This is a genomic window from Ensifer sp. Root423 (assembly GCF_001426275.1).
GTDB lineage: Bacteria > Pseudomonadota > Alphaproteobacteria > Rhizobiales > Rhizobiaceae > Ensifer > Ensifer adhaerens.
Genome location: NZ_LMEG01000023.1, coordinates 113,971 through 128,791 on the forward strand (window position 1 = coordinate 113,971; position 14,821 = coordinate 128,791).

Consider the following 14,821-nt stretch of genomic DNA (forward strand, 5'->3'; position numbering starts at 1 on the left):
TGGATTGTGTGCTCTCCTTTAGAGGGCGAAGCGCGGCTTAGTTCGCCGGCCTGACCTGATAATAAACCGTCGACTTCGCGCCGCCCGCCTTGGCGATGGTGTAGACATCGTACGAGGCCTGCGGATCGTTGCCCATGCCGAGCGAGCCTGAAGGCATGCCGGGAACCGCGATGCCGGCGACATCCGGCTTTTCGGCCAGCAGCTTCTTTACCGCTTCGAGCGGTACATGGCCCTCGATGACATAGCCGTCGATGACGGCGGTATGGCAGCCCTCCATGTCGGCCGGAACCGCAAAGCGCGTCTTGATCACCGACATGTCGGCCTCATCGCGCACCTCGACCTTGTAGCCGGCCGCTTCCATTGCGTCGGCCCATTGTTCGCAGCAGCCGCATTGCGGATCCTTGTAGACGGCCATGGTGCCGGTTGCCGCGACGGCGCCCGTCGCAAAGAGGGTGATGCCCGCGATCGTGCCCGCCACGAAATGCCTGCGTAATACGTTCATCGAACATTCCTTTCCATTCTTGCCTGATCTCAGGATTGTGGCGCCCGGGCCGCGCAAAGTCGACCCGGGCAGTTTGTCGCTGCTACTTGATCTCGGTCACGGTCAGCTTGCCGTTGACACGGTCGGCGACGAATTCGATCGACGCGCCTTCCTTGAGCTTGGCAAGCACCGCGTCATCGACGCGGAACACCATGGTCATGGCCGGCATGTCGAGGTTCTTCAGATCCTCATGGTCGATCGTCACCTTCTTGGCCTTGGTGTCGATCTTCTTGACCACGCCCTTGGTGAACTCCGCGGCCTGGGCGGGTAGGGAGAACGTGGCGGTGGAAACAGCCAATGCGAGCGCTGCGAGGAGTTTGCCTACGGTTTTCATGGTTTCATCCTTTCCTGTTTTCTCGGGTTACTTCTTCACTACGTCGAGTGGGCCGTGCATGCCGGCGTCGTAATGGCCCGGCACCAGGCAGGCGAATTCGAAGGTGCCGTCGTTGGTGAACGTCCAGTAGATGTCGCCGGACTTGCCCGGCTCGAGCCGGATGGCGTTCGGGTCGTCGTGCTCCATGTCGGGGAACTTCTCCATGGTGATCTTGTGTTCCTGGATCGTCGCCTTGTCGTCGAGCACGAATTCGTGGGCGAGTTCGCCGGCGTTCCTGATGGCGAAATGGACCGTCTGGCCCTGGCGAACCTTGATGGTTGCCGGGGTGAAGATCATCTTGCCGTCGTCGGTTTCCTTCATGGTGACGCGGATCGTCTGCGTCGACTTCTTGCTGTCGCCGGGCTCGCCGATCGACACCTTGTCGTGGCCGCCGGCGTGGCTGCCGCTGGCGAGCGCCTGGGAGGAAAGGGCGGAGGCGATAACGAGCGCCAGAGCGAGTGCTGATTTCTTCATCGTAATGTTCCTGATGGATTTGAAAGAGGTCATTGCAGTCGGCCGCCCTCTCACGGTTTGGGCGTGAGCACGGTCTTGGCATCCTTGGCCCGCGTCGGTTCCGGCAATGCGCCGGTCCATTCCCAGGCCTGTGTTCCCGGCGGGTTTTCGTACCAGCCGGGATCGCTGTAATCGCCGGCGGAGATGCCTTCGCGCACCTTCACCACCGAGAACATGCCGCCCATCTCCAACGCGCCGTGCGGACCCCAGCCGGTCATCATCGGGATCGTGTTGTCGGGGAGCGGCATTTCCATTTCGCCCATGTCGGCCATGCCGGCCGTACCCATGGGCATGTAGTCGGGCTTCACCTTGCGGATCTTTTCCGCGACCGATTTCTTGTCGGCGCCGATGAAGGTCGGGATATCGTGGCCCATCGCGTTCATCGTGTGGTGCGACTTGTGGCAATGGATCGCCCAGTCGCCCTCGTACTTGGCGTCGAATTCGTAGGCGCGCATGGCGCCGACGGGAATGTCGATCGACACTTCCGGCCAGCGTGCCTCCGGCCGCACCCAGCCGCCATCGGTGCAGGTCACCTCGAAGTCGTAGCCGTGCATGTGGATCGGATGGTTGGTCATGGTGAGGTTGCCGACCCTGACCCGCACGCGGTCGTTCTTGGACACGACCAGCGGGTCGATGTCCGGGAAGATCCGGCTGTTCCAGCACCACATGTTGAAGTCGGTCATTTCCATGATGCGCGGCACATAGGTGCCGGGATCGATGTCATAGGCATTGAGCAGGAACACGAAATCCCGATCGACACGCATGAAGTTCGGATCCTTCGGGTGCACCACGAAGAAGCCCATCATGCCCATGGCCATCTGTACCATTTCGTCGGCATGGGGGTGGTACATGAAGGTTCCGGACTTCACGAGGTCGAACTCGTAGACGTAGGTCTTGCCGGCCGGAATATGCGGCTGCGACAGGCCGCCGACGCCATCCATGCCCGAAGGCAGGATCATGCCGTGCCAGTGAATGGTGGTGTGTTCCGGCAGTTTGTTGGTGACGAAGATCCGCACGCGGTCGCCTTCGACCGCCTCGATTGTCGGGCCTGGCGACTGGCCGTTATAGCCCCAGAGATAGGCGGTCATGCCGTCGGCCATCTCGCGTTCGACCGGCTCCGCGACAAGGTGGAATTCCTTGACGCCGTTGTTCACACGGTGCGGCAATGTCCAGCCGTTGAGGGTGACGACCGGGCTGTAGTCCGGTCCGCTCGTCGGCACGAGCGGCTTCTGGGTCGAGGCATTGTCCATGCTTGCCGCTTCGGGCAGGCCGGAATTTGAGGTTTGGGCCCAGGCGGCGGTCGAAACGAGAGCAGCACCGGCGCCGAGGAAGTTTCTTCTGTTGAACATATCTGATCCTTTTTTGAGTTAGGGCGGGATGCGTACGGAAAACCGCACACACTTTTCCTGCTCCCGCCCTAGTGTCCGGCGCCGGCTTCCGCTGCCGCGGGCGCTGCCGCGCCTCCAGCCGAGCCGCCCGATCCGCCGCCGTGGATTGCGGTCATCAGATCGGCATCGGCCAGCCAGAAATCGCGCTTCGCGTTGACGGAGAGCACGGTCGAATTGACCTTGGCCCTGACGTCGGCAAGCAGCTCGAAGGTGCTGGTGATCATGCCGTTGTAGCTGAGCGTCGCTTCTTCCTCGATCTTGGTGCGCAGCGGCACGACGTTGTTGCGGTAGTGCCGGGCGATGTCGTAGCGCGAGCGATAGGCCTCGTAGGCTGAGCGTGCTTCCGAGCGGATGTTGACCGCCTTTTCCGCCAACAGGTTCGCCGAGCGCATATGGGCAAGCTCGGCCTTGCGCATGCGCGCATTGCCGCTGTCGAAGATCGGGATCACGAATTCGAACTCGAACTGGCCGGTCGTCTCGACCTTGGTGCCATGATCCTCCTTCTCCCGTTCCGCCTCCGCACCGGCGACGAGTTCCAGGTCGGTCACGTAGCGGGTCGCCTCGGTGAGGCTGTAGGACTTGGCCACGGCTTCGAGGTCGAGGCGGGCGATCTGCAGGTCGACGCGGCGCTTCAGCGCTTCGGCCTCGATGCTGTCCTTGCGGGCCAGCGTCTTCGGCAGGTTCGGCAGGCGGTTCGGCACCTGGTAGTCGACATCGCTACCCCAGAGACCCATCAGTCGCGTCAGATTTTCCTTGGCAAGACGGGCTGCAAGCCGGGCTTCGGCTGCCTGGCCGGCGAGTTCGGCGTTGAAGACGTGCTCGCGCGCCTGGTTGCCCTTGCCCATGGCGCCGGTCTCACCGAGTTTTGCGGCGAGTTCCGAGGAGGCGTCCGCAGCCGCCTGGGCCTGGTTCAGTTGCGCGACTGTTTCCCATGCGGCAACCGCTTCGATCCAGGCGCGGCGGGTTTCGGCGGCCAGCTGCAGCGTGCTGAGCGCGGCGTTGAGCTGCGCCTGGCGGAAACGCGCGTCGGCGACCGCGATGGTCTTGTCGCGGGTCAGGAGCGCCAGGATGTTGGTGGTGACCAGCCCCTCGATCGCCTTGTAGGCCTGCAGTTCCGGTGTGCCGATCCCGGTGGTGCCGATCGAGACAGTCGGGTTGAGAAACAACGTCGCCTGCCAGGCATCCGCCGACGCGTCGCCGAGATCGGCATAGGCGGCCTGCAGGCCCTTGTTGTTGAGGAGTGCGACCTGAACGGCGGTGTCGGCGTCGATTGTCTTGCGCTTCAGGAGCGCCTTGACCTCGGCATTGACCTTGTCTGCCTGTTCGCGGTTCTGGATCCAGACGCTTTTCTTGGTCGCGGCCGTCGAGACCTTGGCATCCACGGTGGTGAAGCCCGCGTCCTTGGCCGAGTATTCGGTCACGCAGCCGGCGAGCACGAGGGGCAGACCGATGGCTGCCGCGAGGTTGAGCTTGCGAAGCCTCATGACGCGTCTCCCTTGGCGGTCGACTGTTTTTCGTTGAGGGGGCCCCAGGCCTTGGGGCCGGTGGGTTCGCGGTGGGTGTAGCCCGAAATGGGGCTGCGATACTGCGTGCTTCGAATACCGCTCGTGCTATTGGCGGGATCGCCAAGGCTTGAGACCTCGGCAGGCAATGTGGCAGCGCATCCGCCCAGGATGATGGGCAGGAGCGCCATGGAAAACAAACGTTTCATGGTCAAACCTGAAATGTGAATGGCAGAGGCCGGCGATCGACCGGATGAAACCGGGCGGGCCTTGTCGCGGACGGCGCTAGAGGTGGTCGAGCGTCACATCGGACACGCGGAAACCACGGCAACGCTTCGCACCACTGCAGATCCTTCCGTCGGCCAAGACCAACGGAGACCCGCAGCAGCGGTCACGGATTCACGAAATCAGGCTCTTGGGGGACGATGAAGGCCGTCGAGCTCACCGGGGGTGAGCTGCGGGTGCGGGCCGAAATTGCGGATGGAGCGCGGGAAAGCCGGATGGCTTCCGTCGACATCGCCGAGCACCGCCACGGCGGCGCAGAAGGTCTTGCAGCAATCCTTCTTGTCCGACTTGCCGTTTTCCTGTGCCGGCTTCACCTTGCCCTTTTCTAGGCTCGGGCAATGCTCGGTCGCAGCTTGCATCGGATTGGCGGCTGCCTCGATCTGCATCGAGCCGTGCGCGGCCGCATGCATCATGCCGGAGGCGGTGGAAAAAGGCAGCACGGCCAGCGACAAAGCGATCGCCAGCTTCAGCACTATCAGCAAACGCAGATATGTGGTTCGCACCTTCTCCATGATCGATCCGTAGAAACGCCTTTGATTCCTGTCAATGATGCTTGCGCCTGGCGCCGTCACGAATGCGTGAGGCTCCAGGATGCGCACTCGTCGTCACCCGTGCCGCCGGTTGCGGACCGGATCGATGCCGGCCGTACCGAAGCGGGCGGGCTCGGTTGCCTTCGTCGGCGCGTTCGTGGCGTCTGCGAGATCTTCGAGAATGGGACAGTCCGGGCGGCCGTCGCCATGGCAATGGGCGGCGAGATGTTTCAGCGTCCGGCTCATCGCCTTCAGCTCCTCGGCCTTGCGCTCCAGGATCTCGACATGTTCGAGCGCGATCTTCTTGACCTCGCCGCTGGCGCGCTCGCGGTCGCGCCAGAGCGCCAAGAGGTCCGCCATCTGCTCGACAGTGAAACCGAGATCGCGCGAGCGGCGGATGAAGCGCAGCGTATGGACGTCGTTGTCGCCATAGTTGCGATAGCCGGCTTCGCTGCGGTCGGCCTGCGGGATGAGGCCGATTGTCTCGTAGTAGCGGATCATTTTCGTCGAGACGCCGGAGGCGCGGGAAGCTTCGCCGATATTCATGATGTCATCCTTTTTACCGCCGTGCGGCCATTCCCTTGAGAATATAAGGGCTCTCCCCGGCTTCCGCCATGCTGGCGAGAGCCGGGGAGACGATCGAACCTAGGCCGCCTGTGCTGCGGCAACCGGGCGAAAGGCCCGAAGCCGCAGGGCATTGCCCAGCACGAAGACGCTCGACAGCGCCATGGCACCGGCCGCAAAGATCGGCGACAGCAAGAGGCCGTAGACCGGGTAGAGCGCGCCGGCGGCAACCGGGATCAGTACCGCGTTATAGGCAAAGGCCCAGAACAGGTTCTCCTTGATGTTGCGGATCGTCGCCTTGGACAGCGCGATCGCATTCGGCACACCCAGGAGATCGCCGGACATCAGCACCACGTCGGCGCTCTCGATGGCGACGTCCGTACCGGTGCCGATCGCCAGGCCGACATCGGCTTCGGCGAGCGCCGGCGCATCGTTGATCCCGTCGCCGACGAAGGCGACCGCGCGTCCGCCTTGCTTCAGCTTCTTCAGAGCCGCGACCTTGCCATCTGGAAGCACTTCGGCGATTACCTCGTCGATGCCGAGCTTGGCCGCGATCGCCTCTGCGGTGCGGCGGTTGTCGCCGGTGATCATCGCGACCTTCAGGCCGAGATCGTGCAGCATGCGGATCGCCTGATGCGTCGTCTCCTTGATCGGGTCGGCAACGGCGATGATCGCCGCCAGCTTGCCGTCGATCGCGGCATAGAGCGGGCTCTTGCCTTCCGAGCCAAGGCGGGCCGCCTGGTCGGCGAAGGCCGACACGTCGAGCTTCAGCTGCGTCATCAGGCGGTCGGCACCGACATGGACGGTCCGGCCCGAGACTTCGGCGCTGGCGCCGAACCCGGGGATTGCTTCGAACCTGGCCGGTTCGGCGATCGCCAGTCCCTTTGCTTTGGCTGCGTCGACGATTGCTTCGGCGATCGGGTGCTCGGAGCGGGTCTCCACGGCGGCGACCAGCGTCAGCACGGTATCACGATCGAAGCCTTCGGCGGTTTCGAGGTCGGTCAGTTCCGGGCGGCCCTTGGTCAGCGTACCAGTCTTGTCGACGGCGATGACGGCGGCGTTGCGCAGCGTCTGCAGTGCCTCGCCCTTGCGGAAGAGCACACCCATTTCGGCGGCGCGGCCGGTGCCGACCATGATCGAGGTCGGGGTGGCAAGGCCCATGGCGCAAGGGCAGGCGATGATCAGCACGGCGACGCCGTTGACGAGCGCGAAGGTGAGCGCCGGATCCGGACCGAAGACCAGCCAGACGCCGAAGGTCAAAAGCGCAATCGCGATGACGGCTGGCACGAACCAGGCGGTGACGCGGTCGACCAGCGACTGGATCGGCAGCTTGGCGCCCTGGGCCTGCTCGACCATCTTGATGATCTGCGCCAGCACCGTATCGGCGCCGACCTTGGTGGCCCGGAAGGTGAAGGAGCCGGTTTTGTTGATCGTGCCGCCGACGACTTCGCTGCCGGCCACCTTTTCGACCGGAACCGGCTCGCCGGTGATCATCGATTCGTCGACATAGGAGTTTCCGTCGAGGACGCTGCCGTCGACAGGAACCCGGTCGCCCGGGCGCACGACGACGGTGTCGCCAGTCTGCACGTCGGACAGCGGCACCTCGACCGTCTCGCCGTTGCGGATGACGCGGGCGGTCTTTGCCTGCAGGCCCATCAGATGCTTGATCGCCTCGGAGGTCCGGCCCTTGGCGCGCGCCTCCAGGAACCGGCCGAGCAGGATCAAGGTGACGATGACTGCAGCTGCCTCGTAATAGACGTTGGCCGTACCGTCTGGCAGAAGCTCGGGCGCGAATGTGGCGACGACCGAATAGATCCAGGCGGCGGAGGTGCCGATCGCGACCAATGAGTTCATGTCCGGCGCCAGGCGGAAGAGGGCGGGGACACCCTTCTGGTAGAAACGCAGGCCCGGGCCGAAGAGCACCAGCGTCGTCAGCGCGAACTGCAGATACCAGCTTTCCTGCATGCCGATATTGTTCATGACGAATTCGTGCACGCCCGGGATGAAGTGCGAGCCCATTTCAAGCACGAAGATCGGCAGCGTCAGGACGCCGGCAATCAGCAACGCGCGCCCAAGCTTTCGCGTCTCCTGTTCGCGCTTCTCGCCTTCGCGGTCGACGCTTTCGTCGCCGGTGATGCGCTTGGCGGCATAGCCGGCAACGCGAACCGCCTCTTCGAGTGCGGCGGCGGTGGCGATGCCCCTGGTTATGCGCACCGACGCGCGCTCGGTCGCCAGATTGACGTTGGCTTCGGTGACGCCCGGCACGGTCTTCAGCGCCTTTTCAATGCGGGCGACGCAGGACGCGCAGGTCATGCCTTCGATGGTGAGCTCGACCGTGTCTTCGGCCGCACCATATCCGGCATTCTCGATCGCCTTGACGATGTCGGCCGACTTGGTGCTGGCATCGAAGCGGACGTCAGCGCGTTCCGTTGCAAGGTTGACCGAGGCTTCGGTCACACCAGGCACAGCGCGAATAGCCTTTTCGACGCGCGCCACGCAGGATGCGCAGGTCATGCCCTCGACGGGAATGCTGGCGCTCAATGCGGCGGCGGACATCGCTTCGAGGTCGTTTGTTCTAATGGGGGTCACAGATCCCATGATCGTGCTCCTTTCTCTGTCTTTTGTCACAACATGGGGCTTCCAACGATGGGAAGGTCAAGGGCGCAAAAGAGATTTCTGCACGCCATCTTCAGAGCGGCTGGGAGAGGTCTGCCACCGCAGCGATAATGGCCCGCGATGCACGATGAAGCCGCCTCGACCAAGTTCAGCCGCGAGGCCCGGCAGGTTTGTCAAAGCGCAGTTCGAATGGCTCCCGGTTTGCCGGCGATCGCAAGGCTGCGACCGTGCTTCGCCTGCCTCTTGCGAGTGAACTGCATCGGATCCATCCTGTAGAAGTTGCGTCCCATAGGGAGGTTAGGATGACGGCTTATAATTGTGTCCGTTTCCGCGTGAGACCCGGTCAAGAGGAACGGTTTGAGCAGCTGTTTCGCAGCGCTGGTCGCGACTTTGAAGGCTTGAGGAAGATGGCGCTCAGCAAGTCAGCGGATGGATCGTATTTCTCAATTGCCGAATGGGAAAGCCTTGAGGCGATCGCCGCGGCACGGCCCATGATGAAGGCGAACCTCGACACGTTCCGCGATACGCTCCTGGAACTCAGCCAGGATCTCGGGGTCACGGACCCGATTTCCGGCGAGGCGATCTTCGAAATGACGCGTTAGAGCAATATGCTGCGCAAGGCGTGACGGCAACAGCTCCGTCGGTTGGTTGACGGGGAGGTCGGCCTTGGCTGCTAAGGTCGCGGACCTGATGACAGTGATGTCGTCGGCTTGCGAACGCGTGGGGCAGCATCAGGACGGGCACGACATCTAGCGCCGGATTTTGGATAGCTTGAGGGCAGAACACTGCGACGAAGGCGCGATGACGGGTTGAGGTCACCGCGGGCAATGGCTATGTCGTGCCGCACACACGCGTCACGAACCATAAGGCCATTCGGAATGATCCCAGACTTTCTCGTTACCCATTCCGGTGGTTTCCACGCCGACGAGCTGCTTTCCAGCGTCATCCTTACGCGGCTTTTCCCTGAGGCTCGCCTCGTTCGCAGCCGGGCGTCGGAATGGCTGAAGCCCGGGGCGGACCGCATCATTTATGATGTTGGTGGCCAGTATGATGCCGGGGCCGGGCTGTTCGATCATCATCAGCGCGGGGCGCCGGTTAGAGAGGATGGCCAGCCCTACAGTTCGTTCGGCTTGATCTGGAAGCATTACGGTCGCGCCTATCTGGCAGCGTTCGGCGTTCCTGAGGCCCATGTGGAGGCGGTCCATGCGGCCTTCGATGCGCGCTTCGTGCTGCCGGTGGATCTGGTCGATAACGGCGCGCTCGACCCCTCCGTGGCCGGCCCCTTGGCGGGGCTGACGCTGTCGGCGCTGCTGGAAACCTTGAAGCCTGTCTTCGACGAATCCGGCCAGGAGGCCGAGGACCGCAGCTTCCATCAGGCCCTTTCGATCGCGCGCGCCTTCGTCGAGGCTGGCGTGTCGCAACGCGCCGCCAAGCTTCGGGCCGAGGCGCTCGTGCTGCAGCAGATCGCCCTTGCCGGTGAGAGCCGAGTGCTCGAACTGCCGCGGGGCATGCCGTTCCGCCCGGCGATCGTGAAAGCTGGCGCCGACCACCTGTTGTTCGTCGTTCATCCGCGCGAGAATGACTGGTGCCTGACGGGCATTCGCAAGGCCGATGAAGGGTTTGAGCTGCGCGCCGATCTGCCGGCTGCCTGGGCCGGCCTGACGAACGGCGAGCTGGAGGCGGCTTGCGGCGTGGCTGGCGCGCGGTTCTGCCACAACGGCCGCTTCATCGCGGCGGCAGCGACGCGGGAGGCAGCACTGGCCATGGCCGAGCTCGCCGTCAAGGAAGCAGTATCGGCGGGCAGCGGTCAGGCCTGAGGAAACTGATGAGCCGACGGCGGCGGCTATGGCCAGTGCGCTGTCGGCAGGATCGCCTGTGACGGGTCACGCCGAAAGCGTGGCCCTGAACTTGCTCGGCGATTGACCGTAGGTTTTTGCCAAAAATCCGCGAGAAGTGGCCGGCGTTCTCGAACCCGACTTCGAGCGCGATGTCGATCAACGGCGCCTTCGTCTGCGTCAGCAGATGCTTGGCGCGTTCCAGCCGAAACTTCCGATAGACGAGCGCCGGCGACATTTTCGCCTTGTCCATGAACAGGCGTTCGAGCTGCCGTCGGGACAAGCCGACGGATGCGGCCAGCTCCGGGATCGACAGCGTGTTGTCCGTGTGCTGCTCCATGATGATGAGAGCGGCATTCAGGCGTGGGTCGTTGCTCTCGATCGCCAGCGGTTTTCTCGGCTGGACATGAAGATGCGAGCGGGCCTTGTCGATCTGCAGCACTTCGAGCGCATTTCGCTCGGCTTCCTTGCTGATATGCAGGCGCACGATATGGGCCGCCATGTCGGCGGCACTGCTGCCGCCAGCGCAGGATCCACGGGTGCGATCGAGATTGAAGAGACGGTCCGAACGAACCTTGAGATCGGGGAACCGCTCGCGGAACGCCTGATAATGAAGCCAGCTCACGCAGACGGTGTGCCCCGTCATCAGGCCCGCTTCGGCAAGGACGAATGTCCCAGTACAGAGACCGATCAGAGGCACCTTGCGCGCCGCCGCCTTCTGGAGGAAGCGGACGGTGTCGTCGTCGATCGGCTGTTTGCTGTTGAGCAGGCCGCCGACCACGACGATGTAGTTGAACCCCGCTGGATCAACGAGGTCGGATGTCGGCGCCACCTGCACGCCGCAACTGGAGGCGATGAGATGCCGCGTGTTGCCCAGCACCTGCCAGTCGGCACGGATGCGGCCGGACTTGTCGAGCTCGTCGCTCGCAAGTCGCAGCGTGTCGATGAAGAGCGCGAATGCCGAAAGGGTGAAGGACCGCGCCAGAACGAAGCCGATCTTGAGACGTTCGGGCTGTGTCTCGTTGGATTTGATGGTCGTCGTCATGTGCCCTTCATGCTCGTGCCGCCAAGACCTCCCGTTCCCTATCGAGCATGCTCGGACATATCAGGAGAGGTAGCCGCTGGCGGCCGAGACTTGCCTTTCGCTGTCCATGGGGAGCCTGGGTTCCGTTCTTCCGGCACCCCATGGTGTGGCGCGGGAGGTCGACGCCCGGATGAAGGCGTCTTCGTCCGCATCATAACGAAGAGGACGGGCTCAAATTGCTCTCGTCACGACCTGCGCCGCTACGGTTACGAACATTGCGGCCAGTGTCAGCGCCGCACTGAACCGTGCGACCTTCATCCGCCGTTCGCGCGAGCCGCTCCAATCATACCCCATCACTTCCCTCCCTCCCGACCGGGCCAGAACGCGTTTGCTCGGTCTTCCGCCGAACTGCAGGTCTCGCCAAGTCACGGCTTTGAGTTACCCCTCATGCTGCCGCGATGCCGCCGATCGTGTCAAGTTTGCCTCGGCGCGAGCAATGTTCAGGTGCCCGTCATAGCTCTGCGCAAAGGCGGCTGCGCAAAGGAATTTGCTGTTCGAGGGCGCAAACCCCCTAGTTGTGCGGGGAGCCTCTTTCCGCCGTTGTGATAGTTTTCTCTTTGGTGTGATTTTTTAAAGGGAGGGCGAAGAATGCCCGGCACATTCTCTACCGCCGACATGGACGTGATCAAACAGCAGCACGAGGATTGGTGTCGCGCGAACGACACCGACCCGAACAGTCCCGCGGGAATAGAGAAAGCCATGCAGATGCTGGTGAATTATGGCGGCAGCGCCAGCCAGCAACCGTCCGCGCAGCCGCAGAAGGTGCGCGCCAAAGCGCGCGCCTGATCTCCGCATCCACCCACGTCATTTAGCGGTCCGCGCCTGTCCTCGATCGCCTTGAACGAAGGCGCCTGGTCATAGTCGGGTGCGTGGGGCGGGCCTCCTCACGCGCCTGTCGGCGGCGCCGTCGCGATCAGGCGTTGCCCCATCTGCTTGGGGTGCGCACGTCAAAGATGCACTCTCCGAGGGTCAGAGGTTCTCCTTGAGGAGGACCTCTATTCTGATCTTGTCCTGTGCGGCGTGCGGTTCGCGAAAATCCGTTCGCGCGCGCATGATGCGGATGGCACTGCGCACCGCGTGTCCCGGGTCCTGGGCGATGACGGCGTCAACGCTGGCGTCGCGCAGGCCACGTTCGCTGAAGGGGGTGCGTTCGTGGACGACCACCGTGATCTTTTGCAGATCGGTGAAAGATGCGGCGCCCTCGAGCGGGATCCGGGCCTCGGAACTCAACACGTAGATCGCCGCAACCTCTTGATTGTTTTCAAGGACTCGCTGGAGGATCTGGGTGGCCCTGCGCTCGTCGCCGTGGGTTTCGACCGAGGGCAGACATTGCAGGTGAGGGAACTGTGAGTTGACGATATCGTCGAAGCCGAAGCGTCGCTGGATGCTGTCGAGCGACTGCATCGTCTCGGCCACGATCAGGACCTTTCCCGCCCTCTTGCCGACAAACCGGCCGATGATCTTGGCCGCCGTCGCGCCGGCGGCGTAGTTGTCGACGCCGACGAAATCGGCGGTCGGGAGCTTTTCCTGGCCGGACAGAAACTGCACGAACTTGACGCCGCGTTCGATCAGACGGCCGATCGCGTCGCGCACTTGCGGCGATTCCGGCGCCATCATCGCGATCCCGTCGAATTCGTTCTCGTCTATATCTGCGAGGTATTTGGCAACCTTGTGCGGGTCGTCGATCGGGATCTGGACGACGTCAAGGTCGATGAGATCCCCCTTCATCGACACCCGCGCCTCTTCCACCCGGTGGATGAGTTCCGCCAGATAGAGATCGCCGCTCGTCGGCAGCACGAACCGGAACCGGTAGCTCTTGTTGCGGGCAAGGCTGACGGCTGCCGGGTTTCGAATAAATCCAATGCGCTCAATGGCTTCGTTAACACTGCGAACGGCCTTCGGGCTGACATTCGGCCTGTCGTTCAGCACGCGGTCGACGGTTGCGAGGCTCAAGCCCGCTGCCTCAGCAAGATCTTTGGCTGTTGGCCGCATGCGGAACTCCCAGTGTGTATCGTTCCCAATCTACTCCACCAAAATCGCCGCGAAATCAAGAATTGATGTGCGCACCTCAAAAATCGCTTGCGTTGAGGTGCGCACCTCAGTTATGAATCCTTCAGCGAAGAACGCAGGCCCTGAATGCGGCCGCGCCCACCGCTAGTGCCAAGAGGATTTAGGTACGCCAACCGCCCGGTCAGGGCGCTTTCCTTCTGATGGAGGTCAGAAGGTACAAGGGGGAGGAACCCAATGATGAAACGGATTCTGTTGAGCTCGACAGTCATGGTCGGAGCGTATTTTGCCATTGCGGGTGCGTCCGGTACGCACGCTTCCGCAGCCGAACTGACCCTTTGCTGGGCCGCCTGGGATCCGGCCAATGCGCTCGTCGAGCTCAGCAAGGATTTCGAAGCAAAGAGCGGCAACACGATGAAGTTCGAATTCGTGCCGTGGCCGAACTTCGCCGACCGGATGCTGAACGAGCTGAATTCCGGCGGCAAGCTCTGCGATCTGATGATCGGCGACAGCCAGTGGATTGGCGGCGCCGCCGAGAATGGCCAGTACATCAAGCTCAATGATTTCTTCGACAAGGAAGGGATCAAGATGGACGACTTCATTCCCGCAACCGTCATCGGTTACGCGGAATGGCCGAAGAATTCGCCGAACTACTGGGCTCTGCCGGCGTTCGGTGACGTGGTCGGTTGGACCTATCGCAAGGACTGGTTCTCGCGTCCCGAACTCCAGGCGGAGTTCAAGCAGAAATACGGCCGGGATCTCGCCGTGCCGAAGACCTTCGCCGAACTCAAGGACATCGCCGAATTCTTCCAGAAGCGCCAGGTCGACGGCAAGACCGTCTATGGCGCTGCCATCTATACGGAGCGCGGCTCAGAAGGCATTACCATGGGCGTGATGGACGTGCTCTACAGCTACGGCTTCGAGTACGGAAATCCGAAGAAAGCCTATGAGCTCGACGGCTTCGTCAACTCGGCGGACGCGGTCAAGGGTCTGGAATTCTACAAGGCGCTCTACGATTGCTGCACACCGCCCGGCCATTCCGACGCCTACATGTCGGAGGATATCGACGCCTACAAGTCCGGCCAGGTCGCCCTGCAGATGAACTTTGCCTTCACCTGGCCCGGCATCCATGCCGACGCCAATGTCGGCGGCGACAAGTCCGGCTACTTCCCCAATCCTGCTGGTCCGACCGGTGTGCAGTTCGCCCAGCTGGGCGGCCAGGGCATCTCGGTCGTCGCAGCGTCCGACAAGCAGAAGGAAGCGCTGGATTACATCAAGTGGTTCGCGCAGCCTGAAATCCAGAAAAAGTGGTGGGCGCTCGGCGGATACTCCGCGCTGCGCTCGGTGGTCGAGGACCCGAGCTTCGCCACGAGCCAGCCCTATGCGCAGACCTTCCTGGATTCGATGGCAATCGTGAAGGACTTCTGGGCCGAGCCGTCCTACGCCTCGCTGCTGCAGGCCTCGCAGAAGCGCTTCCACGATTACGTCGTTGCCAACCAGGGCACGGCGAAGGATGCGCTCGATGGTCTCTCTGAGGACTGGAAGGACATCTTCGAAGACGAAGGCAAGTATTGACGCAAACA

At 62.8% G+C, this 14,821-nt stretch carries 14 protein-coding genes and 1 pseudogene; 4 read left to right on the plus strand and 11 right to left on the minus strand.

The window, feature by feature from the left end; all coding sequences use genetic code 11:
• Positions 1–37: 37 nt before the first annotated feature.
• The 9 genes from ASD01_RS19990 to ASD01_RS20030 form a co-directional block, all read right to left on the minus strand.
• A complete protein-coding gene (locus ASD01_RS19990) occupies positions 38–502 on the minus strand; it encodes a DUF411 domain-containing protein (RefSeq protein ID WP_034799270.1) in 465 nt (154 codons plus the stop codon).
• Positions 503–584: 82 nt separating this feature from the next.
• Complete coding sequence (locus ASD01_RS19995) at positions 585–875, minus strand: copper-binding protein (protein WP_060644311.1); 291 nt, start codon at positions 873–875, stop codon at positions 585–587.
• A gap of 27 nt (positions 876–902) precedes the next feature.
• A complete protein-coding gene (locus ASD01_RS20000) occupies positions 903–1,388 on the minus strand; it encodes a cupredoxin domain-containing protein (RefSeq protein ID WP_034799273.1) in 486 nt (161 codons plus the stop codon).
• A 50-nt stretch (positions 1,389–1,438) separates the two neighbouring features.
• Positions 1,439–2,776 (minus strand): multicopper oxidase family protein, encoded by a 1,338-nt coding sequence (locus ASD01_RS20005; protein ID WP_060644312.1) that lies wholly within the window; start codon positions 2,774–2,776, stop codon positions 1,439–1,441.
• Positions 2,777–2,844: 68 nt separating this feature from the next.
• Positions 2,845–4,299, minus strand: a complete 1,455-nt coding sequence (locus ASD01_RS20010) for a TolC family protein (protein ID WP_060644313.1) — start codon at positions 4,297–4,299, stop codon at positions 2,845–2,847.
• Positions 4,296–4,526 (minus strand): hypothetical protein, encoded by a 231-nt coding sequence (locus ASD01_RS20015; protein WP_060644314.1) that lies wholly within the window; start codon positions 4,524–4,526, stop codon positions 4,296–4,298. The genes ASD01_RS20010 and ASD01_RS20015 overlap by 4 nt, the downstream gene beginning before the upstream one ends.
• A 198-nt stretch (positions 4,527–4,724) precedes the next feature.
• Entirely contained in the window at positions 4,725–5,114 is a 390-nt protein-coding gene (locus tag ASD01_RS20020) for a hypothetical protein (protein WP_060644315.1), read from the minus strand.
• Between the two features lie 93 nt (positions 5,115–5,207).
• Positions 5,208–5,678, minus strand: coding sequence for a Cu(I)-responsive transcriptional regulator (gene cueR, locus ASD01_RS20025; protein WP_034799282.1), 471 nt, complete (start codon positions 5,676–5,678; stop codon positions 5,208–5,210).
• Positions 5,679–5,777: 99 nt separating this feature from the next.
• Positions 5,778–8,252 carry a heavy metal translocating P-type ATPase gene (locus tag ASD01_RS20030; RefSeq protein ID WP_060644316.1) on the minus strand — a complete coding sequence of 825 codons (2,475 nt, stop codon included), beginning with the start codon at positions 8,250–8,252 and terminating at the stop codon, positions 5,778–5,780.
• 362 nt (positions 8,253–8,614) lie between these two features.
• Between ASD01_RS20030 and ASD01_RS20035 the strand changes: the two genes are divergently transcribed.
• Positions 8,615–8,914: an antibiotic biosynthesis monooxygenase family protein gene (locus tag ASD01_RS20035; protein WP_060644317.1), complete on the plus strand. Its 300-nt coding sequence runs from the start codon at positions 8,615–8,617 to the stop codon at positions 8,912–8,914.
• A 276-nt stretch (positions 8,915–9,190) separates the two neighbouring features.
• On the plus strand, positions 9,191–10,129 hold the full coding sequence (locus ASD01_RS20040) for an MYG1 family protein (RefSeq protein WP_060644318.1): 939 nt from the start codon (positions 9,191–9,193) through the stop codon (positions 10,127–10,129).
• Between the two features lie 66 nt (positions 10,130–10,195).
• On the opposite strand, the pseudogene ASD01_RS20045 reads toward ASD01_RS20040, so the two are convergent.
• Positions 10,196–11,192: pseudogene (locus ASD01_RS20045) on the minus strand (GlxA family transcriptional regulator).
• A gap of 627 nt (positions 11,193–11,819) precedes the next feature.
• On the opposite strand from ASD01_RS20045, the gene ASD01_RS20050 reads away from it, so the two are divergent.
• Positions 11,820–12,017, plus strand: a complete 198-nt coding sequence (locus ASD01_RS20050; RefSeq protein WP_034799295.1) for a hypothetical protein — start codon at positions 11,820–11,822, stop codon at positions 12,015–12,017.
• A gap of 183 nt (positions 12,018–12,200) precedes the next feature.
• Here the strand turns inward: ASD01_RS20050 and ASD01_RS20055 are convergent, their stop codons facing one another.
• Complete coding sequence (locus ASD01_RS20055) at positions 12,201–13,223, minus strand: LacI family DNA-binding transcriptional regulator (RefSeq protein ID WP_060644319.1); 1,023 nt, start codon at positions 13,221–13,223, stop codon at positions 12,201–12,203.
• Between the two features lie 255 nt (positions 13,224–13,478).
• Here ASD01_RS20055 and ASD01_RS20060 point away from each other — a divergent pair, with 255 nt between their 5' ends.
• Positions 13,479–14,813, plus strand: a complete 1,335-nt coding sequence (locus tag ASD01_RS20060; RefSeq protein ID WP_034799738.1) for an ABC transporter substrate-binding protein — start codon at positions 13,479–13,481, stop codon at positions 14,811–14,813.
• Positions 14,814–14,821: the final 8 nt, after the last annotated feature.

Coding starts and splice junctions, on each gene's coding strand:
- ASD01_RS20000 (WP_034799273.1), bottom strand. CDS start 1,388: ATGAAGAAATCAGCACTCGCTCTGGCGCTCGTTATCGCCTCCGCCCTT.
- ASD01_RS19990 (WP_034799270.1), bottom strand. CDS start 502: ATGAACGTATTACGCAGGCATTTCGTGGCGGGCACGATCGCGGGCATC.
- ASD01_RS20035 (WP_060644317.1), top strand. CDS start 8,615: ATGACGGCTTATAATTGTGTCCGTTTCCGCGTGAGACCCGGTCAAGAG.
- ASD01_RS20055 (WP_060644319.1), bottom strand. CDS start 13,223: ATGCGGCCAACAGCCAAAGATCTTGCTGAGGCAGCGGGCTTGAGCCTC.
- ASD01_RS19995 (WP_060644311.1), bottom strand. CDS start 875: ATGAAAACCGTAGGCAAACTCCTCGCAGCGCTCGCATTGGCTGTTTCC.
- ASD01_RS20020 (WP_060644315.1), bottom strand. CDS start 5,114: ATGGAGAAGGTGCGAACCACATATCTGCGTTTGCTGATAGTGCTGAAG.
- ASD01_RS20015 (WP_060644314.1), bottom strand. CDS start 4,526: ATGAAACGTTTGTTTTCCATGGCGCTCCTGCCCATCATCCTGGGCGGA.
- ASD01_RS20010 (WP_060644313.1), bottom strand. CDS start 4,299: ATGAGGCTTCGCAAGCTCAACCTCGCGGCAGCCATCGGTCTGCCCCTC.
- ASD01_RS20050 (WP_034799295.1), top strand. CDS start 11,820: ATGCCCGGCACATTCTCTACCGCCGACATGGACGTGATCAAACAGCAG.
- ASD01_RS20005 (WP_060644312.1), bottom strand. CDS start 2,776: ATGTTCAACAGAAGAAACTTCCTCGGCGCCGGTGCTGCTCTCGTTTCG.
- ASD01_RS20060 (WP_034799738.1), top strand. CDS start 13,479: ATGAAACGGATTCTGTTGAGCTCGACAGTCATGGTCGGAGCGTATTTT.
- ASD01_RS20030 (WP_060644316.1), bottom strand. CDS start 8,252: ATGTCCGCCGCCGCATTGAGCGCCAGCATTCCCGTCGAGGGCATGACC.
- cueR (WP_034799282.1), bottom strand. CDS start 5,678: ATGAATATCGGCGAAGCTTCCCGCGCCTCCGGCGTCTCGACGAAAATG.
- ASD01_RS20040 (WP_060644318.1), top strand. CDS start 9,191: ATGATCCCAGACTTTCTCGTTACCCATTCCGGTGGTTTCCACGCCGAC.